Source organism: Streptomyces sp. SID8352 (assembly GCF_009862265.1).
GTDB lineage: Bacteria > Actinomycetota > Actinomycetes > Streptomycetales > Streptomycetaceae > Streptomyces.
Genome location: NZ_WWGX01000086.1, coordinates 15546 through 32635, shown reverse-complemented (window position 1 = coordinate 32635; position 17090 = coordinate 15546). Strand labels below are relative to the sequence as shown.

The window sequence follows — 17090 nt, the reverse complement described above, 5'->3', positions numbered from 1 at the left end:
CGCGCCACCGTCCCCGGCGCACGTCCAGGGCCCCGTCCGCCCCCGTCCGCGCTCACCTCCGTGCCCCCTCCCTCCGCCCCCGATGAACCGGACTTCGGCATTCCACTTTCGGCCACTTCGCGACGAACAGTGACAGCACGCGTGCGATATGTGATGTGCTGGGACCGTTCGCGCACATGGCAACGGCGTTCGTCATAGGCACGACCACGGGGGCACAAGGGAGGGGAATGTCCCATGGGTCCGGAGCAGATCCGCCGCTGGGAGTCCGGAGCACTCGCGCACGCCGTGACGGACCCCTTCGGCCAGGGACCGGTGCCCTGGCTGCGCGGCGGTGAGACGTACTTCGCGGAGACGGGCCAGGTCGTCCCCTGGTACGTGGAGCCCGGCCGGGCGGAGCCGCACGGTTCCCCGGACCGCCCCGGCCGCCCGGACCGGGGTCGCCCGGCCGCTCGGCGGAGCCCGGACGGCGGCGGGCCGCGCGCCGCCGACGACGTGCGGCGGCAGATCAAGGGCTTCACCTCGACCGGCGCCGTCGCGCCCGGAGAGGCCATCGACTTCCACATCACCGTCGACCCGCCCCAGGAGTTCGGCGTCGACATCTACCGCATCGGCCACTACGGGGGCGACGGGGCCGCCAAGATCACCACCAGCCCCCGCCTGTCCGGCATCGTGCAGCCGCCCCCGCTCGCCGCCGACCGCACCGTCTCCTGCCACCACTGGTGGCTGTCCTGGCGGCTCCAGATCCCGTCGTACTGGAACATCGGCGCGTACGTCGCGGTGCTCACCACGGCCGACGGCTACCGCTCCCACGTGCCGTTCACCGTTCGCGACGACCACCCGGCCGACCTGCTCCTGCTGCTGCCGGACATCACCTGGCAGGCGTACAACCTCTATCCGGAGGACGGCCGCACCGGCGCCAGCTTCTACCACGCCTGGGACGAGGAGGGGCGGCTGCTGGGCGAGTCCGACGCGGCGAGCACCGTCTCCTTCGACCGGCCGTACGCGGGCGCGGGCCTGCCGCTGCACGTGGGGCACGCCTACGACTTCATCCGCTTCGCCGAGCGCTACGGCTACGACCTCGCCTACGCCGACGCCCGCGACCTGCACTCCGGCCGGGTCGACCCGGCCCGCTACCGGGGGCTGGTCTTCCCCGGCCACGACGAGTACTGGTCCGCCGCCATGCGCCGCGCCGCCGAGGGGGCCCGGGACGGCGGCACCTCCCTGGTCTTCCTCTCCGCGAACACCATGTACTGGCGGGTCGACCTCGCCCCCTCCCCGTCCGGCACCCCCGACCGCCTGCTGACCTGCCGGAAGCGCAGGGGCCCCGGTCGCCCGGTGCTGTGGCGGGAGTCGGACCGGGCCGAGCAGCACCTGCTCGGCATCCAGTACGCGGGCCCCGTTCCCGAGCCGCACCCGCTGGTCGTCCGCAACGCCGGCCACTGGCTCTGGGAGGCCGCCGGCGCCCACGAGGGCGACGGGATCGAGGGACTGGTCGCCGGTGAGGCGGACCGCTACTTCCCGCGCACCCCGCTCCCCGAGCACGACGAGCGGGTGCTGCTCGCCCACTCCCCCTACCGGGACGCCGGCGGGGTCCGCCGCCACCAGGAGACCTCCCTGTACCGGGCGCCGTCGGGCGCCTGGGTCTTCGCCTCCGGCACCTTCGCCTGGTCCCCGGCCCTGGACCGCCCCGGGCACGTCGACGAGCGCGTCCAGCGCGCCACCGCGAACCTCCTGGACCGCATCTGCAAACGCGACTGACCCCGTGTCCACCGGAGACCCGGAGGTGCGGGAGAATCGTGGGACAGAACAGAACCACGGGGAGGAACCGTGTCCGGATTCGTCGAGAAGCCCGAGCCGATCCAGGTGCCGGGTCTGGTGCATCTGCACACCGGCAAGGTGCGCGACCTGTACCGGAACGAGGCGGGCGACCTCGTGATGGTCGCGAGCGACCGCATCTCCGCCTACGACTGGGTGCTGCCGACCGAGATCCCCGACAAGGGGCGCGTCCTCACCCAGCTCTCGCTGTGGTGGTTCGACCAGCTCGCCGACCTGGTGCCCAACCACGTGCTGAGCACCGCGCTGCCGGCCGGGGCCCCCGAGGACTGGCGGGGCCGCACGCTGGTCTGCCGGTCCCTGGAGATGCTGCCCGTGGAGTGCGTGGCCCGCGGCTACCTCACCGGCTCCGGGCTGGCCGAGTACCAGGAGTCCCGTACGGTCTGCGGCCTCGCCCTTCCCGAGGGCCTGGTCGACGGTTCCGAGCTGCCCGCCCCGATCTTCACCCCGGCCACCAAGGCGGAGGTCGGCGAGCACGACGAGAACGTCTCCTACGAGGAGGTCGCCCGCCGCGTCGGCGCCGAGACCGCGGCGCGGCTGCGCCAGGCGACCCTCGCGGTGTACGCCCGGGGCCGGGACATCGCCCGGGAGCGCGGGATCATCCTGGCCGACACCAAGTTCGAGTTCGGCTTCGGCGCCGACGGCGAACTGGTCCTCGCGGACGAGGTGCTCACCCCGGACTCCTCCCGCTTCTGGCCGGCCGACCAGTGGCAGCCGGGCCGCCCGCAGCCGTCGTACGACAAGCAGTTCGTCCGCGACTGGCTGACCTCGGCGGAGTCCGGCTGGGACCGCAGGAGCGAGCAGCCCCCGCCGGCGCTGCCGAGGGAGGTCGTGGACGCCACCCGCGCCAAGTACGTGGAGGCGTACGAGCGTCTGACGGGCGTGCGCTGGTCCTGAGCCCGACACGGGACGCGCCCCGGGCGGGAGTACCGGCCCGGGGCCGGTCCGAACCGGGGCCCGGGCCCGGGGCCGCTCCGAACCAGGCCCGGGAGAACCCCTCGGAGGTGCCCGGCACCCCGGAACGGCGGAGGCCGCGGGACGGCTCCCGTCCAGGGAGTCCCGCGGCGTCGGCCCCGGCCGGGACCACCCGGACCGGCACCCGCCCCGGACCCCGCAGGAGCGGCACCCGGCCCATCGCACCCGGGCGGACGCCTGCCCCCGGGCCGCGCTCGGAGGCGGCTCCGCCGCGAAGCACCCGGAACGGCAGCCTCCCTGAGGCCCTGAGGCCCTGAGGCCCTGAGGCCGCCAGGACGCCCCGGCCCCGGGATGCCGCCGGACCCCGAACACACGAAAGAGCCCCCGGCCGGAACCGGGGGCTCTTTCTTCGGAGCGAACGACGAGGTTCGAACTCGCGACCTCAACCTTGGCAAGGTTGCGCTCTACCAACTGAGCTACGTTCGCACTGCGCCGCGGGCTCCACCGCAGGGGCGGCGCCGTGACGCGTGGACCACTATACCCAACCCCGCTCCCGTGCGAGCCGCACCGCCGCATGCCGGTTCTCCGCACCGGTCTTGGTGACCGCCGACGAGAGGTAGTTCCGCACCGTCCCCTCCGCGAGCGCGGCCCGTTCGGCGATCTCCGCCACGGGCGCCCCGTCGGCGGCGTACTCCAGCACCTCCGCCTCCCGCGCGGTCAGCGGGGAGTCCCCGGCGGCTATCGCGTCGGCGGCCAACTCCGGGTCGACGTAGCGGTTCCCGGCGTGCACCGTGCGGATCAGCTCCGCGAGCCGCTGGGCGCTGACGGTCTTCGGCACGAAACCGCGCACCCCCGCCGCGAGCGCCCGCTTCAGATGCCCCGGCCGCCCGTGACCGGTCACGATCAGCACCCGGCAGCCGGGCAGTTCGGTCCGCAGCGCTGTGGCGACCTTCACACCGTCGGCGCCGGGCATCTGCAGGTCCAGGACGGCGACGTCGGGCCGGTGCGCCCGCGCCATCGCCAGGGCCTCCGGGCCGGTGGCCGCCTCGGCGACCACCACCAGGTCGTCCTCCAGGGACAGCAGGGCGGCCAGCGCGCCCCGGATCAGGTGCTCGTCGTCCGCGAGCAGGACCCGCACGGCCTCGGTCATGCCACGGCCTCCCGCGCGGGCCCGGCGGCCAGCGGGACGTCCGCGACCAGCCGGAACAGGTCCTCGCCGACGCGCCCGGCCTCCAGGGTGCCGCCCACGGCGGCGAGCCGCTCCCGCAGTCCGGCCAGCCCGGAGCCGCCCGTCCCGGCGGCCCCGGCGGGGGTGTCCGCCCCGGGCGGGGCGACCGCCCCGTCGTTCTCCACCGTCAGCACCACGCGCCCCTTCGTCGTCCGCACCCGTACGGTGCACCGTTCCGCCTCGCCGTGCCGCAGCACATTGGTGGTCGCCTCCCGCACCACCCAGCCGAGCGCCGACTGCACCGGCGCGGGCAGCCCGGCCGCCTCGCCGGTCACCCGGCAGTCGATCCCGGCCGCCGACAGCACGCCCCGGGCGCCGGTGAGTTCGGTGCCCAGGTCCGCCTCCCGGTAGCCGCGCACCACGTCGCGGACCTCCCGCTGCGACTCCTGCGCGATGCGCTGCGCCTCGATCATCTGCTCCACCGCCTCGGGCCGCCCGCGCCGGGCGAGCTGGACGGCCAGCTCGCTCTTGAGCGCGATCACCGCCAGGTTGCGGCCCATCACGTCGTGCAGGTCGCGCCCGAACCGCAGCCGCTCCTCCGCCACGGCCAGCCGCACGCGGGTCTCGCGGGCCTCGTCGAGCGCGTACACCGCGTTGAGCAGCCACACGGAGAAGAGCGAGGTCATGGCCAGCAGCCCGGAGCCCACCAGGACCACGCAGGCCGTCACCAGGGCGCCGAGGACCGGCATGCCGAGGACGAGGGCGGCCGTGCCCGCGCCCGCCCCGCAGCAGGCCACGATCACGACGACCTGCCGCCGGTCGCGCGCCGCCAGCGCCATGGTGCCCGCGCCGAAGCAGGTCACCGTCCCGAGGACGGCGCCGCCCGCCGTGTCGACCCCGTCGCCGGACGGGCCGTGCAGCGCGAGGGCGAGGGCGCCGACCGAGAGGACCCCGGTGGCGGCGGCCAGCGTCCACAGCGCCCGTACCGGCCGGGGGCGCAGCCCCCGCAGGAAGTCCAGCGACCGGGAGGCGGTCACCGCGCAGAGCGCCGCGTGCGCCCCGACCAGCAGCGTCAGCGTGCCCGCGAGCCGCGGCCCGGTCTCGCCGAAGGCCGACATGGCGATCACGGCCGTCTCCAGGAGACCGAAGAAGTGGAACGACCACCTCGTGTAGGTCTCGACCTTGGCCGGCGTGCTCTTGCTCCGCCACCAGCTCTCCGGTCCCCGCATGCCCGCTCCCGCTCCACTGCCCCGCTCGTCGCGCCTCAGCGCCGCGGTTCCCAGCGGAACCGCCGGGCCCCAGCAAACACCGCCAGCGCGGTCCAGGCCACCGCCGTGGCCAGGGCGAAGAGCGCCTCGGAGGCGGACAGGGCGCCCGTCCAGCCGCCGCGCAGCAGGGTGACGGGGCCGGTCAGGGGCAGGAGTTCGCAGAAGGTGGCGATCCGGTCCGGCAGCAGCTCCAGCGGGAAGGTGATCCCGGAGCCGATCATCGAGACGAGCATCAGCGGCATCGGCGTCACCTGGGCGCTCTCGCCGGTGCGGGTGTAGCTCGCGGTGAGCGCGGCCAGCGCGGTGCACAGCAGCAGCCCCAGCAGCAGCCCGGCGACCGCGAGGTGCGGCGCGGAGGGGGCCGACAGGTCCAGCAGGACGGCGCAGCCCACGGCCAGCAGCAGGCTCTGGACGAGACCGGTCAGGACGGCGGGCAGCGCGGTCCCGGCGATGATCTCGGCGTCCCTCAGCTCGCCGGTGCGCAGCCGCTTCAGGACGAGCTCCTCGCGCCGGACGACGAAGACGCCGACGAGCGCCGAGTACACGGCGAACAGCAGCGAGAAGCCGATGGCCGCGGGCAGCACCACGGTGCCGACGCTCAGCCCGACCTCCTCCAGGTCCATCCCCCGTGCCGCGGCGCGGACGCTGACGGGCAGCACCAGCGGTACGAACACGGCGGCGACCAGGGTCCCCTTGCTCCGCCCGAACAGAGTGAGTTCGGCGCGGGCGAGCGAGGTCATCCGGCTCACGGGGGTGGTGGCGGGGGCGGCCGGGGCCGGGGTGCCGGTGGTGCTCATGCCGTGTACTCCGCTTCCTTCGTGTCCTTCGTGTCCTTCGTGTCCTGCGTGCCGCCGGTGTCCCGCGGTGTCTCGTCGGCCGCCTCCCGGGCCTCCCGGGCGATGCCGAGGAAGGCCTCCTCCAGGGAGGCCGACCGCACGTCCAGCCCGCGCAGCTCCACCCCGGCGCGCTCGGCCCAGGTCAGCAGGCCGGTGGCGGCGCGCTGGAGTTCCCGGGTGCTCAGCAGGACGCGGCGGCCGTCGGTCCGGTGGGCGGTGACGCCGAGCGCGTCCAGGGGCGGCAGGTCGCCGACGAAGTGGTCCTCGGGCAGTTCGAAGGCGATCCGGGACGGCTGGGTGGCGGTGACCTCGGCGGGGGTGCCGGTGGCGGCGATGCGGCCCCGGTGCAGGATCGCCAGCCGGTCGGCGAGGCTCTCCGCCTCCTCCAGGTAGTGCGTGGTCAGCAGCACGGTCGTGCCGCCGTCGCGCAGTCGGCGGACCAGCTCCCAGGTGTCGCGGCGGCCCTCGGCGTCGAGGCCGGTGGTGGGTTCGTCGAGGAAGAGCACCTCGGGCTCGCCGAGCAGGGCGAGCGCCAGGTCCAGGCGGCGCCGCTCGCCGCCGGAGAGCTGCTTCACCCGGGTGCGGGTCTTCGCCTCCAGGCCGACCAGCGCCAGCGCCTCGGGCACGGGGCGGGCCCCGCTCACGCACCCGGCCCACATCCGGGCCGTCTCCGCGACGGTCAGCTCGGAGGGGAAGCCGCCCTCCTGGAGCATGACACCGGTGCGGGGGCGTACGGCGGCGCGCTCGGTGTACGGGTCGTGGCCGAGGACGCGCACCCGTCCGCCGGAGGGGGCGGCGAGGCCCTCCAGGAGTTCCACGGTGGAGGTCTTGCCGGCGCCGTTGGTGCCGAGCAGGGCGAAGACCTCGCCGCGGCGCACGGAGAAGTCGATGCCGCGCACCGCCTCGAACCCACCGTCGTAGACCCGTCGCAGCCCGGTGACATCGATCACGTGCTCGTGTCCGTTCGCTTCCATGCTCCGATCATCACGGCACGGGGGAGCGGGCAGCAGTGCGCGCTGTCATCACTCGATATGACAAATGTCAGCCGTCATCGGGAAGGAGCGGAGCCGGGAGGGCGGAAGGCGTGCGAGGACGGAAGCGCGGACGTCCGCGAGGCCGCCCTCCGGAAGCCGGTGACTTCCGTGGGGAACGGGCCGGGGAAGTCCCGGGGAAACGAAAAGACCCCGGTCCGTGAAGGACCGGGGTCTCATTCCCGAGCGGACGACGAGGCTCGAACTCGCGACCTCAACCTTGGCAAGGTTGCGCTCTACCAACTGAGCTACGTCCGCAGATGGCTCCCGACCGGCTTTCACCGATCGGTGCGGGCACCAGCCTACCTGATCCATCCGGAAGGGCGGACCCTTCCGGATGATCGGTTCGGCGATGCGGAGCGGGTGACAGGAATTGCACACTGCGCCTTCCCCCTGGAAGGGGGATGTTCTACTACTGAACTACACCCGCATGTTCCTCGGGCCGGGCCTTTCGGCCTCGCCCCTCGGCGTGCTCCAGACTTTAGCTGATCACCCGGGGTGCAGCGCAAGTCGGTTGGTGACGGGGGCGGCTGAGCGGCCGTCGGCCGCCCCGGCGGGCGCGCCGCGCACGCCTCCCCGGGGCTCGCGCCGGGGCGCGCCCCTCGGCGGGACATGCCCCGGGACCCGTCCGGACCGCACCCCGCACGCACCCCCGGCACGGGACCGCGGCGGGGTGGAATCCGTATCGTCGCCCGTCGCCCGTCGCCCGTCGCCCGTCGCCCGTCGCCCGTCGCCCGTCGCGTGGCCCGGGTCGGCCGCGGGGCCCGCCGTACCCCGGCCCTCCAGGCCCGGGCCCGGCGTGCCAAGCCCCCGCGGCGCCGGCCGCACAACACCAAGCCCCCACGGCGCCGGCCGCACGACACCAGGCCGCACCGCGCCAAGGCTCAGCGCCCCGGACCCACCGCGCCCCCGGACCCGTCGCGATACGGACCCACCGCGAGACGGGCCTCCGCGCCCGTGCCCCGCCCGCGGCACCGCTCACTGCGCCTCGGCGAACGCCTCGTACACCCGCTTCGGGATGCGGCCCCGGGCCGGCACGTCCATCCGGTTCGCCTGGGCCCACGCCCGGACGGCCGCCGGATCGGGGGCGACCTCCGTCTGGCGGTACGTCCGGCCGGAGCGCGAGCGCTTGCGCCCGGCCGCCATGTAGGGCTCCAGGGCCGCGCGGAGTTCCCTGGCATTGGCTTCGTTCAGGTCGATCTCGTACGTCCTGCCGTCGACCCCGAAGGCGATCGTCTCCGTCGCTTCCGAGCCGTCGATGTCGTCAAAGAGAGTGACCACGACACGCTGCGCCACGAATATCGGTCCCTTCGTGCGGCATCTCCGCGGTGACGTGCCAGGACGTCACGGTGATGCCGACTGTTCGTCTGCAATTGGGCAAAGTATCGGCTAATGACATTTCATTTGTACAGTGCCCGGCAATGCATGTGGAAGCTCGACTTAATCTCCCCGCGTGTCTCCGGCGCAATAGCTCCCGGTGCTCGATCCGGGATCTTTTCCGAAGCTTTTCGCACGAACCGCTCCCCGGGGCCGGGCCGTGAGGGGCCTCACGTACTTTCCTACAACACTACGCGCGTAGAAATTTTGGACGGGTAGTCTGAAGGAACCTGCTCAGCACCACACATACCGGGAGTGCCAGTGGCACGCGTCGTAGTCGACGTCATGCTCAAGCCGGAGATCCTCGACCCCCAGGGCCAGGCGGTGCAGCGCGCACTGCCGCGACTGGGTTTCGACGGGATCTCGGACGTCCGCCAGGGAAAGCGATTCGAACTGGAAGTGGACGGGCCGGTCGACGACGCCGCCCTCGCCCGCATCCGCGATCTTGCGGAATCCTTCCTCGCCAACACCGTGATCGAGGACTTCACCGTCAAGGTCGAGGCCGATGACGCCGTCGCGGGGGCCGCGAAGTGACCGCTCGTATTGGCGTCGTCACTTTCCCCGGCAGCCTCGACGACCGGGACTCCCGGCGCGCGATCCGCGTCGCCGGGGCCGAGCCCGTCGCGCTGTGGCACAAGGACAAGGACCTCCAGCAGGTCGACGCCGTGGTGCTGTGCGGCGGCTTCTCCTACGGCGACTACCTGCGGGCCGGTGCCATCGCGCGCTTCTCGCCGGTGATGGAGAGCGTCATCGAGGGCGCGCGCGGCGGTCTGCCCGTGCTCGGCATCTGCAACGGCTTCCAGATCCTCACCGAGGCCCACCTGCTGCCCGGCGCGATGCTCGGCAACGACCACCTGCACTTCATCTGCCGTGACCAGAAGCTCCGGGTGGAGAACGCGGGCACCGCCTGGACCGCCGACTACACCGCTGGCCAGGAGATCAGCATCCCGCTGAAGAACATGGACGGCCGCTACGTCGCGGACCGGCGCACCCTGGACGAGCTGGAGGCCGAGGGCCGCGTCGCCTTCCGGTACGCCGTCGACGGCGACGCCGCCGAGGGCTACGGCAACCCCAACGGTTCGCTCAACGACATCGCCGGCATCACCAACGCGGCGGGCAACGTCGTCGGTCTGATGCCGCACCCCGAGCACGCCGTCGAGCCGCTGGTCGGCAGCGGCCGCACGGACGGGCTCCCGTTCTTCACCTCGATCCTCAAGAAGCTGGTCAACGCATGAGCCGGACGCCTCTGGACACGGTCGAGCACGCGGCCGCGACCCCCGACGTCGAGCTGCCCTGGGCCGAGCTGGGCCTGAAGAAGGACGAGTACGAGAGGGTGGTCGAGATCCTCGGCCGCCGTCCGACCGGCGCCGAGCTGGCCATGTACTCGGTCATGTGGTCCGAGCACTGCTCGTACAAGTCCTCCAAGATCCACCTCCGCCAGTTCGGCGAGAAGGCCCCGCAGAGCGACGCGATGCTCGTCGGCATCGGCGAGAACGCCGGCGTCGTCGACGTCGGCCAGGGCTACGCCGTCACCTTCAAGGTGGAGTCGCACAACCACCCGTCGTACGTGGAGCCCTACCAGGGCGCCGCGACCGGCGTCGGCGGCATCGTCCGCGACATCATCGCCATGGGCGCCCGCCCGGTCGCCGTCGTGGACCCGCTGCGCTTCGGCGCCGCCGACCACCCCGACACCAAGCGCGTGCTGCCCGGCGTCGTCGCCGGCATCGGCGGCTACGGCAACTGCCTGGGCCTGCCCAACATCGGCGGCGAGGTCGTCTTCGACGCCTGCTACCAGGGCAACCCGCTGGTCAACGCCGGTGCCATCGGCGTCATGCGGCACGAGGACATCCACCTCGCCAAGGCCTCCGGCACCGGCAACAAGGTCATCCTCTACGGGGCCCGGACCGGCGGCGACGGCATCGGCGGCGCCTCGATCCTGGCCTCCGAGACCTTCGACGACGCCAAGCCGTCCAAGCGGCCGGCCGTCCAGGTCGGCGACCCCTTCCAGGAGAAGCTCCTCATCGAGTGCACCCTGGAGGCGTTCCGGGAGAAGCTGGTCGTCGGCATCCAGGACCTCGGCGCGGCCGGCCTGTCCTGCGCCACGTCCGAGCTGGCCTCCAACGGCTCCGGCGGCATGCGCGTCACCCTGGACGACGTCCCGCTGCGCGACTCCACGCTCTCGCCCGAGGAGATCCTCATGAGCGAGTCGCAGGAGCGCATGTGCGCCGTCGTCGAGCCGGAGAAGGTCGACCGCTTCCTCGAGATCTGCGAGAAGTGGGACGTCATCGCCACCGTCATCGGCGAGGTCACCGACGGCGACCGGCTGGAGATCTTCTGGCACGGCGGCAAGATCGTCGACGTCGACCCGCGCACCGTCGCCCACGACGGCCCGGTCTACGAGCGCCCCTACGCCCGCCCCGACTGGCAGGACGCGCTCCAGGCCGACGACGCCGCCAAGCTGCCCCGGCCGGAGACCTCCGAGGAACTGCGCGAGCAGGTCCTCAGGCTGGTCGCCTCGCCGAACCAGGCGTCGAAGCGCTGGATCACCCAGCAGTACGACCACTTCGTGCAGGGCAACACCGTGCTGGCCATGCCGGAGGACTCCGGCATGATCCGCGTCGACGAGGAGACCGGCCTCGGCGTCGCCATCGCCACCGACGGCAACGGCCGGTACGCCAAGCTCGACCCGTACACGGGCGCGCAGCTCGCCCTGGCCGAGGCGTACCGCAACGTGGCGACCACGGGCGCCAAGCCGCTCGCCGTCTCCGACTGCCTGAACTTCGGCTCGCCCGAGGACCCCGCGGTCATGTGGCAGTTCGTGGAGGCCGTGCGCGGTCTGGCCGACGGCTGCCGGCAGCTCGGCACCCCGGTGACCGGCGGCAACGTCTCGCTCTACAACCAGACGGGCGAGGCCGCCATCCACCCGACCCCGGTGGTCGCGGTGCTCGGCGTCATCGACGACGTGGCGCGGCGCACCCCGGCGGCCTTCCGCGAGGACGGCCAGCTGCTGTACCTGCTGGGCGACACCCACGAGGAGTTCGGCGGCTCGGCCTGGTCCCAGGTCGTCCACGACCACCTCGGCGGCCTGCCGCCCCGGGTCGACCTGGAGCGCGAGCGGCTGCTCGGCGACATCCTGATCTCCGCCTCCCGCGACGGCATGGTCGACGCCGCGCACGACCTCTCCGACGGCGGGCTGGTCCAGGCCGTCGTGGAGTCGGCGCTGCTCGGCGGCCGGGGCGCGCGGCTGGTCGTCCCGGACGGGCTCGACGCCTTCACCTTCCTGTTCTCGGAGTCCGCGGGCCGCGCCGTCGTGGCCGTGCCCCGCTCCGAGGAGGTCCGCTTCACCGACATGTGCGGTGCTCGCGGTCTCCCGGCGACCCGAATCGGTGTCGTCGACGGGGACGCGGTGGAGGTCCAGGGCGCGTTCACCCTGCCCCTCGCGGAGCTTCGCGAGGCCCACGAGAACACCATCCCGGCGCTGCTCGCCTGAGCCCCGCCGCTCCGAGGCCCCCGTCCGGTCCGCCGGTCGGGGGCCTCGCCGTTCCCGGGGGCCCCCGAGGGGGCGCGCCGGGCCGGTGATCCCGGGCGGGTCCGCGCCGTCCCGCCCGCGCCCCCGTCCCGTCCCGCCCGCGCCCCCGTCCCGTCCCGCCCGCGCCCCCGGTCCGGCCCGGCCCGCCCCCGGACGGCCTAAGCTCGCCGCCATGCCGCCCGCCAGGAAGCGCGCCCGCGCCCACGACCCCGTCCGCACCCGTGCCGCCGTGCTCGCCCAGTCGGCGCACCTGCGCGCGGCCGTCCGCACGCTCACCCCGGAGCGGCTCGCGCTGCCCGCCGGGCCGGGCGACCGGACCGTGGGGGAGCTGATCGCGCACGCGGGGGCCTCCCTCGCGGTCCTCGGCCCGCTGCTGGAGGGCCCCGGGCCCGTCCGGCAGGACGCCCGCCTGCTCGACTGGCCGTCCGCCCCCGGCGCCGACGCGGACGCCGTCGACCGGACCGCCCGCGCCCTGGCCGCCGCGCACCCCGTCCCCGAGGACCTGCTCACGGAGGCCGAGCGGCGCTTCACCGCCCTCCTCGACGCCCACCCGGGCGGTCGGCTGCTGCCGACCGGCGGCGGGGCGCTGCCACTGGCCGACTTCGTCGTCACCCGCGCGGTGGAACTCGTCGTCCACAGCGACGACCTCCACACCGCCGTCCCCGGCCTCGCCGTCCGGTACGACCGCGGGGCGATGGCCGCCGCGACCCGGCTGCTGGCCGACGCGCTGGCCGCGCGGGCGCCCGGCGGCTCGACGGAGGTGCGGATCCCGCCGCACGCCGTGGTGCAGTGCGTCGAGGGGCCCCGGCACACCCGCGGCACCCCGCCCAACGTCGTCGAGACCGACCCGCTGACCTGGGTCCGGCTGGCCACCGGGCGGCTGGCCTGGCGGGACGCGGTGGACGACGGCCGGGTGCGGGCGAGCGGGGAGCGGGCCGACCTCGCGCCGCTGCTGCCGCTCGCGGGCTGAGGGAACCGGACGCGCCCTGCCTCCGTCGGACCCGCATGGACCGGCAGAAGAAGCGCCCCATCGCCCCGACCGCCACCCCGCCGTCCGCCACGGCCCCGGCGAGCACGGCTCCGCCGACCCACGCCCCGCCGGCCACGGTCCCGGCGCCCGCCCCCGCCGCCCCGCCGACCCCCGCCGCCCCGCGGTCCGCCACCGCCCTGGCCGCCGCGGCCCTCGCCGTGCTCCTCCCGCTCGCCGCGGCCTGCGGCACCGAGCGGGCGGACGGCGCGGGGAGTCCAGGGGGCGGCGGGCCGGGCGCCGCCTCCGCCGCGCCCCCCGCCACCGTCACCGGCGTCCACTGGGGCGTGGACGACGTCACCGCGGACGGCGCCACCCACCGGGCACCCGGCGCCTGGCTGCGGATCGACCCGGACGGCGCGGTGGCGGGCAGCACCGGCTGCAACGGCTTCGGCGCCCGCGCCCGTGTCGACGGCTCCCGCGTCCGCCTCAGCGACATCCTCCTCACCAAGCGGGCCTGTGCGAGCGTCCCCGTGGCGGTCGAGCACTCCCTCGTCGGCGCCCTCACCGACGGCCCGGTCACCGCCACCGCGCCCGGCCCCGGCCGGCTCACCCTCACCACGGCGGACGGCGACACCGTCCGGCTGAGCGAGCGGTCCGAAGCATCCCTGTACGGCACGGAATGGGAGGTAACCGACCCCGGCGGGACCACCGCCCGGCTCACCTTCGACCGGGCCGGGGGCACCGTCGCGGGCCGCCTGCCCTGCAACCGCGTCTCCGCCACCGCCACCGTCCGCGACGGGAGGATCACTCTCGGAGTGCCGCGCACCACCCGAATGATGTGCGAAGGCTCACTCATGGCGGCCGAGAAGCGGATGCTGCGCCTCTTCGAGGGGCGCGCCGACTACCGGATCGATCAGGACACCCTCACGCTGACCAGGGAAGACGGCACCTTCGTGCGCGCCGTCGCGGTCCGGTGAGCCGGAGTCGGTCCGGTGTCCCCAATTCGGACCAGCGGTCGGCCTCGCCTACACTCGGTTGTGTGCCACGTGGTGACGGTCGACTCAATCACGATCTACTTCCCGGCGAGAAGGGCCCCCAGGACGCCTGCGGCGTTTTCGGTGTCTGGGCTCCGGGTGAAGAGGTCGCAAAGCTCACGTACTTCGGGCTCTACGCCCTCCAGCATCGGGGCCAGGAATCCGCGGGAATCGCGGTCAGCAACGGCTCCCAGATCCTCGTCTTCAAGGACATGGGGCTGGTGTCCCAGGTCTTCGACGAGACCTCGCTAGGTTCGCTCCAGGGTCACATCGCGGTCGGACACGCCCGCTACTCGACCACCGGCGCGTCCGTGTGGGAGAACGCCCAGCCGACGTTCAGGGCCACCGCCCAGGGCTCCATCGCGCTCGGCCACAACGGCAACCTGGTCAACACCGCTCAGCTCGCCGGGATGGTGGCCGACCTGCCCAAGCAGGAGGGCCGCTCCGGCCGGGTCGCGGCGACCAACGACACCGATCTGGTCACCGCGCTGCTCGCGGGCCAGACCGACGACGACGGCAAGCCGCTGACCGTCGAGGAGGCGGCCACCCGGGTGCTGCCCCAGGTGCGCGGCGCCTTCTCCCTCGTCTTCATGGACGAGCACACCCTCTACGCCGCCCGCGACCCGCAGGGCATCCGTCCGCTGGTCCTCGGCCGGCTGGAGCGCGGCTGGGTCGTCGCCTCGGAGTCCGCCGCCCTCGACATCTGCGGCGCCAGCTTCGTCCGCGAGATCGAGCCCGGCGAGTTCATCGCCATCGACGAGAACGGTCTGCGCACCTCGCGATTCGCGGAAGCGAAGCCCAAGGGCTGTGTCTTCGAGTACGTGTACCTGGCGCGCCCGGACACCGACATCGCGGGCCGCAACGTCTATCTCTCGCGGGTCGAGATGGGCCGCCGGCTGGCGAAGGAGGCCCCCGCCGACGCCGACCTGGTCATAGCGACCCCGGAGTCCGGCACCCCCGCCGCCATCGGCTACGCGGAGGCGTCCGGCATCCCCTTCGGCAACGGCCTGGTGAAGAACGCCTACGTGGGCCGGACCTTCATCCAGCCCTCGCAGACCATCCGCCAGCTCGGCATCCGCCTCAAGCTGAACCCGCTCAAGGAAGTCATCAAGGGCAAGCGGCTGGTCGTCGTCGACGACTCCATCGTCCGCGGCAACACCCAGCGGGCCCTGGTCCGGATGCTCCGGGAGGCGGGCGCCGCCGAGATCCACATCCGGATCTCCTCCCCGCCCGTGAAGTGGCCCTGCTTCTTCGGCATCGACTTCGCCACCCGCGCCGAGCTGATCGCCAACGGCATGAGCATCGACGAGATCGGCACCTCGCTGGGCGCCGATTCGCTGGCGTACATCTCCATCGACGGCATGATCGACGCGACCACCATCGCCAAGCCCGACCTGTGCCGGGCCTGCTTCGACGGCGAGTACCCGATGGAGCTGCCCGACCCCGAGCTGCTCGGCAAGCAGCTCCTGGAGACCGAGCTGGCCGCCGGGCCGGCCGCCACGGCAGCGGCCGACGCCATCCGGCGCCCGTAGCGGGCCGTCCGCACCACCTGCCGTCCGACACAAAGGGTTCTCATCGTCATGCCTGACACAACTGGTGCCAGGGACGCAGCGGCGTCCTACAAGACAGCCGGCGTCGACATCGAAGCGGGCGACCGCGCCGTCGAGCTGATGAAGGAGTGGGTCGCGAAGACCCGGCGCCCGGAGGTCCTGGGCGGCCTCGGCGGATTCGCCGGGCTCTTCGACGCCTCCGCGCTCAAGCGCTACGAGCGTCCGCTGCTCGCCTCCGCCACCGACGGCGTGGGCACGAAGGTCGACATCGCCCGCCGCATGGGCGTCTACGACACGATCGGCCACGACCTGGTCGCCATGGTCATGGACGACATCGTGGTGTGCGGTGCCGAGCCGCTGTTCATGACGGACTACATCTGCGTCGGCAAGGTCCACCCCGAGCGCGTCGCCGGGATCGTCAAGGGCATCGCCGAGGGCTGCGTGCTGGCCGGCTGCGCCCTGGTGGGCGGCGAGACGGCCGAGCACCCCGGACTGCTGGGCGAGGACGACTTCGACGTCGCCGGCGCGGGCACCGGCGTCGTGGAGGCCGACCGGCTGCTCGGACCCGACCGCATCCGCCGGGGTGACACCGTGATCGCCATGGCGGCCTCGGGGCTTCACTCGAACGGGTACTCGCTGGTCCGCCACGTCCTGCTGAACGAGGCCGGTCTGGCCCTCGACACCCACCTGGACGACCTCGGCCGCACCCTGGGCGAGGAGCTGCTGGAGCCCACCAGGATCTACTCCCTGGACTGCCTGGCCCTCACCCGCACCACCGAGGTGCACGCCTTCAGCCACGTCACGGGCGGCGGTCTGGCCGCCAACCTGGCCCGGGTGGTCCCCGACGGGCTGCACGCCGTCGTCGACCGCTCCAGCTGGACCCCGGCGCCGGTCTTCGACCTGGTGGGCCGCACCGGCCGGGTCGAGCGGCTGGAGCTGGAGAAGACCCTGAACATGGGCGTGGGCATGATCGCCATCGTCCCCGAGGAGTCCACCGACGTCGCCCTGACGACCCTGGCCGACCGCGGCCTGGACGCCTGGGTGGCCGGCACGGTCACCGACCGGGGCGAGCACACGAGCGGCGCCGCGCTGGTGGGCGACTACGCCGGATGAGATGACGCGCGCGGGGCGGCGACGCCCCGCGCGCGGGCAGCACAGAACCCGGTCGGTGACCGAGGTCACCGACCGGGCGTGCGTTCAGTACAAGGTCAAGCGCCGCGACGTTGCTGCGGGGACTGGCCGTCCTCGTCCTCGTCGTCGTCCTCGTAGAGGTCGGCGTACCGTGCGTACACGTCGTCGTCCTGTTCATCGTCCTCGAACCGGTCGCCGTTAGGCGGTTGCGGATTCGACGTCGATGCGCCCAGCTCCTCGGCCAGGCGGGAGAGATCAGTCCCACCGCTGTTGTACTTCAGCTGGCGGGCGACCTTCGTCTGCTTGGCCTTGGCCCGGCCGCGCCCCATGGCTCGACCCCCTCAACGACGGGGCTCGACGGCCCCAGAGTCTTGACACGCGTTCATGGTCCGGAACGGGCTCTCCGTGGAGAGACCGGTCCGTAGGGCTTCCACGGTACCTGAGCCCA

15 protein-coding genes and 3 tRNA genes are annotated in these 17090 nt (G+C 73.6%); 9 read left to right on the top strand and 9 right to left on the bottom strand.

All coding sequences use genetic code 11. The annotated features are described in order from the left end of the window. Positions 1 to 234 precede the first annotated feature (234 nt). Positions 235 to 1758 carry a N,N-dimethylformamidase beta subunit family domain-containing protein gene (locus GTY84_RS25630; protein ID WP_161228761.1) on the top strand — a complete coding sequence of 508 codons (1524 nt, stop codon included), beginning with the start codon at positions 235 to 237 and terminating at the stop codon, positions 1756 to 1758. A 69-nt stretch (positions 1759 to 1827) separates the two neighbouring features. Further along, positions 1828 to 2730, top strand: coding sequence for a phosphoribosylaminoimidazolesuccinocarboxamide synthase (locus GTY84_RS25625; RefSeq protein WP_161228760.1), 903 nt, complete (start codon positions 1828 to 1830; stop codon positions 2728 to 2730). 431 nt (positions 2731 to 3161) lie between these two features. Here GTY84_RS25625 and GTY84_RS25620 read toward each other — a convergent pair. From GTY84_RS25620 to GTY84_RS25585, 8 genes are all read right to left on the bottom strand, one after another. Further along, positions 3162 to 3234 (bottom strand) — tRNA-Gly (locus tag GTY84_RS25620). 49 nt (positions 3235 to 3283) lie between these two features. Then, positions 3284 to 3898, bottom strand: coding sequence for a response regulator transcription factor (locus GTY84_RS25615; RefSeq protein ID WP_161228759.1), 615 nt, complete (start codon positions 3896 to 3898; stop codon positions 3284 to 3286). Then, entirely contained in the window at positions 3895 to 5145 is a 1251-nt protein-coding gene (locus GTY84_RS25610; protein WP_161228758.1) for a histidine kinase, read from the bottom strand. Before GTY84_RS25610 ends, GTY84_RS25615 begins: the two co-directional genes overlap by 4 nt. 35 nt (positions 5146 to 5180) lie before the next feature. Further along, the gene (locus GTY84_RS25605; protein WP_161228757.1) at positions 5181 to 5981 is read right to left on the bottom strand and encodes an ABC transporter permease; all 801 of its coding nucleotides are present in this window, start codon (positions 5979 to 5981) and stop codon (positions 5181 to 5183) included. After that, positions 5978 to 6994 (bottom strand): ABC transporter ATP-binding protein, encoded by a 1017-nt coding sequence (locus GTY84_RS25600; protein ID WP_161228756.1) that lies wholly within the window; start codon positions 6992 to 6994, stop codon positions 5978 to 5980. The genes GTY84_RS25605 and GTY84_RS25600 overlap by 4 nt, the downstream gene beginning before the upstream one ends. Before the next feature lie 242 nt (positions 6995 to 7236). Further along, a tRNA-Gly gene (locus GTY84_RS25595) sits at positions 7237 to 7309 on the bottom strand. A gap of 100 nt (positions 7310 to 7409) precedes the next feature. Then, positions 7410 to 7481: transfer RNA gene (locus GTY84_RS25590), tRNA-Gly, on the bottom strand. A gap of 548 nt (positions 7482 to 8029) precedes the next feature. After that, positions 8030 to 8347 (bottom strand): Lsr2 family protein, encoded by a 318-nt coding sequence (locus GTY84_RS25585; RefSeq protein WP_161228755.1) that lies wholly within the window; start codon positions 8345 to 8347, stop codon positions 8030 to 8032. Between the two features lie 342 nt (positions 8348 to 8689). Between GTY84_RS25585 and purS the strand changes: the two genes are divergently transcribed. The 7 genes from purS (at position 8690) to purM (ending at position 16624) form a co-directional block, all read left to right on the top strand. Further along, the gene (purS, locus tag GTY84_RS25580; protein ID WP_161228754.1) at positions 8690 to 8962 is read left to right on the top strand and encodes a phosphoribosylformylglycinamidine synthase subunit PurS; all 273 of its coding nucleotides are present in this window, start codon (positions 8690 to 8692) and stop codon (positions 8960 to 8962) included. Next, entirely contained in the window at positions 8959 to 9663 is a 705-nt protein-coding gene (gene purQ, locus GTY84_RS25575) for a phosphoribosylformylglycinamidine synthase subunit PurQ (protein ID WP_161228753.1), read from the top strand. The genes purS and purQ overlap by 4 nt, the downstream gene beginning before the upstream one ends. Further along, positions 9660 to 11918 carry a phosphoribosylformylglycinamidine synthase subunit PurL gene (gene purL / locus GTY84_RS25570; RefSeq protein ID WP_161228752.1) on the top strand — a complete coding sequence of 753 codons (2259 nt, stop codon included), beginning with the start codon at positions 9660 to 9662 and terminating at the stop codon, positions 11916 to 11918. Before purQ ends, purL begins: the two co-directional genes overlap by 4 nt. Positions 11919 to 12129: 211 nt before the next feature. Then, the gene (locus tag GTY84_RS25565) at positions 12130 to 12927 is read left to right on the top strand and encodes a sterol carrier family protein (protein WP_161228751.1); all 798 of its coding nucleotides are present in this window, start codon (positions 12130 to 12132) and stop codon (positions 12925 to 12927) included. 35 nt (positions 12928 to 12962) lie between these two features. Then, positions 12963 to 13904 (top strand): META domain-containing protein, encoded by a 942-nt coding sequence (locus tag GTY84_RS25560; RefSeq protein ID WP_161228750.1) that lies wholly within the window; start codon positions 12963 to 12965, stop codon positions 13902 to 13904. A gap of 62 nt (positions 13905 to 13966) precedes the next feature. Next, complete coding sequence (gene purF, locus GTY84_RS25555) at positions 13967 to 15493, top strand: amidophosphoribosyltransferase (RefSeq protein ID WP_161228749.1); 1527 nt, start codon at positions 13967 to 13969, stop codon at positions 15491 to 15493. Between the two features lie 48 nt (positions 15494 to 15541). Further along, a complete protein-coding gene (gene purM / locus GTY84_RS25550) occupies positions 15542 to 16624 on the top strand; it encodes a phosphoribosylformylglycinamidine cyclo-ligase (protein ID WP_161228748.1) in 1083 nt (360 codons plus the stop codon). A 95-nt stretch (positions 16625 to 16719) separates the two neighbouring features. Here the strand turns inward: purM and GTY84_RS25545 are convergent, their stop codons facing one another. Beyond that, entirely contained in the window at positions 16720 to 16971 is a 252-nt protein-coding gene (locus GTY84_RS25545; RefSeq protein WP_161228747.1) for a DUF3073 domain-containing protein, read from the bottom strand. Positions 16972 to 17090 lie beyond the last annotated feature (119 nt).

Excerpts from the sequence above, each read along its gene's own strand:
- GTY84_RS25600 (WP_161228756.1), bottom strand. The coding sequence starts at position 6,994 with ATGGAAGCGAACGGACACGAGCACGTGATCGATGTCACCGGGCTGCGA.
- GTY84_RS25605 (WP_161228757.1), bottom strand. The coding sequence starts at position 5,981 with ATGAGCACCACCGGCACCCCGGCCCCGGCCGCCCCCGCCACCACCCCC.
- purM (WP_161228748.1), top strand. The coding sequence starts at position 15,542 with ATGCCTGACACAACTGGTGCCAGGGACGCAGCGGCGTCCTACAAGACA.
- purL (WP_161228752.1), top strand. The coding sequence starts at position 9,660 with ATGAGCCGGACGCCTCTGGACACGGTCGAGCACGCGGCCGCGACCCCC.
- GTY84_RS25630 (WP_161228761.1), top strand. The coding sequence starts at position 235 with ATGGGTCCGGAGCAGATCCGCCGCTGGGAGTCCGGAGCACTCGCGCAC.
- GTY84_RS25560 (WP_161228750.1), top strand. The coding sequence starts at position 12,963 with ATGGACCGGCAGAAGAAGCGCCCCATCGCCCCGACCGCCACCCCGCCG.
- GTY84_RS25615 (WP_161228759.1), bottom strand. The coding sequence starts at position 3,898 with ATGACCGAGGCCGTGCGGGTCCTGCTCGCGGACGACGAGCACCTGATC.
- GTY84_RS25545 (WP_161228747.1), bottom strand. The coding sequence starts at position 16,971 with ATGGGGCGCGGCCGGGCCAAGGCCAAGCAGACGAAGGTCGCCCGCCAG.
- GTY84_RS25610 (WP_161228758.1), bottom strand. The coding sequence starts at position 5,145 with ATGCGGGGACCGGAGAGCTGGTGGCGGAGCAAGAGCACGCCGGCCAAG.
- GTY84_RS25565 (WP_161228751.1), top strand. The coding sequence starts at position 12,130 with ATGCCGCCCGCCAGGAAGCGCGCCCGCGCCCACGACCCCGTCCGCACC.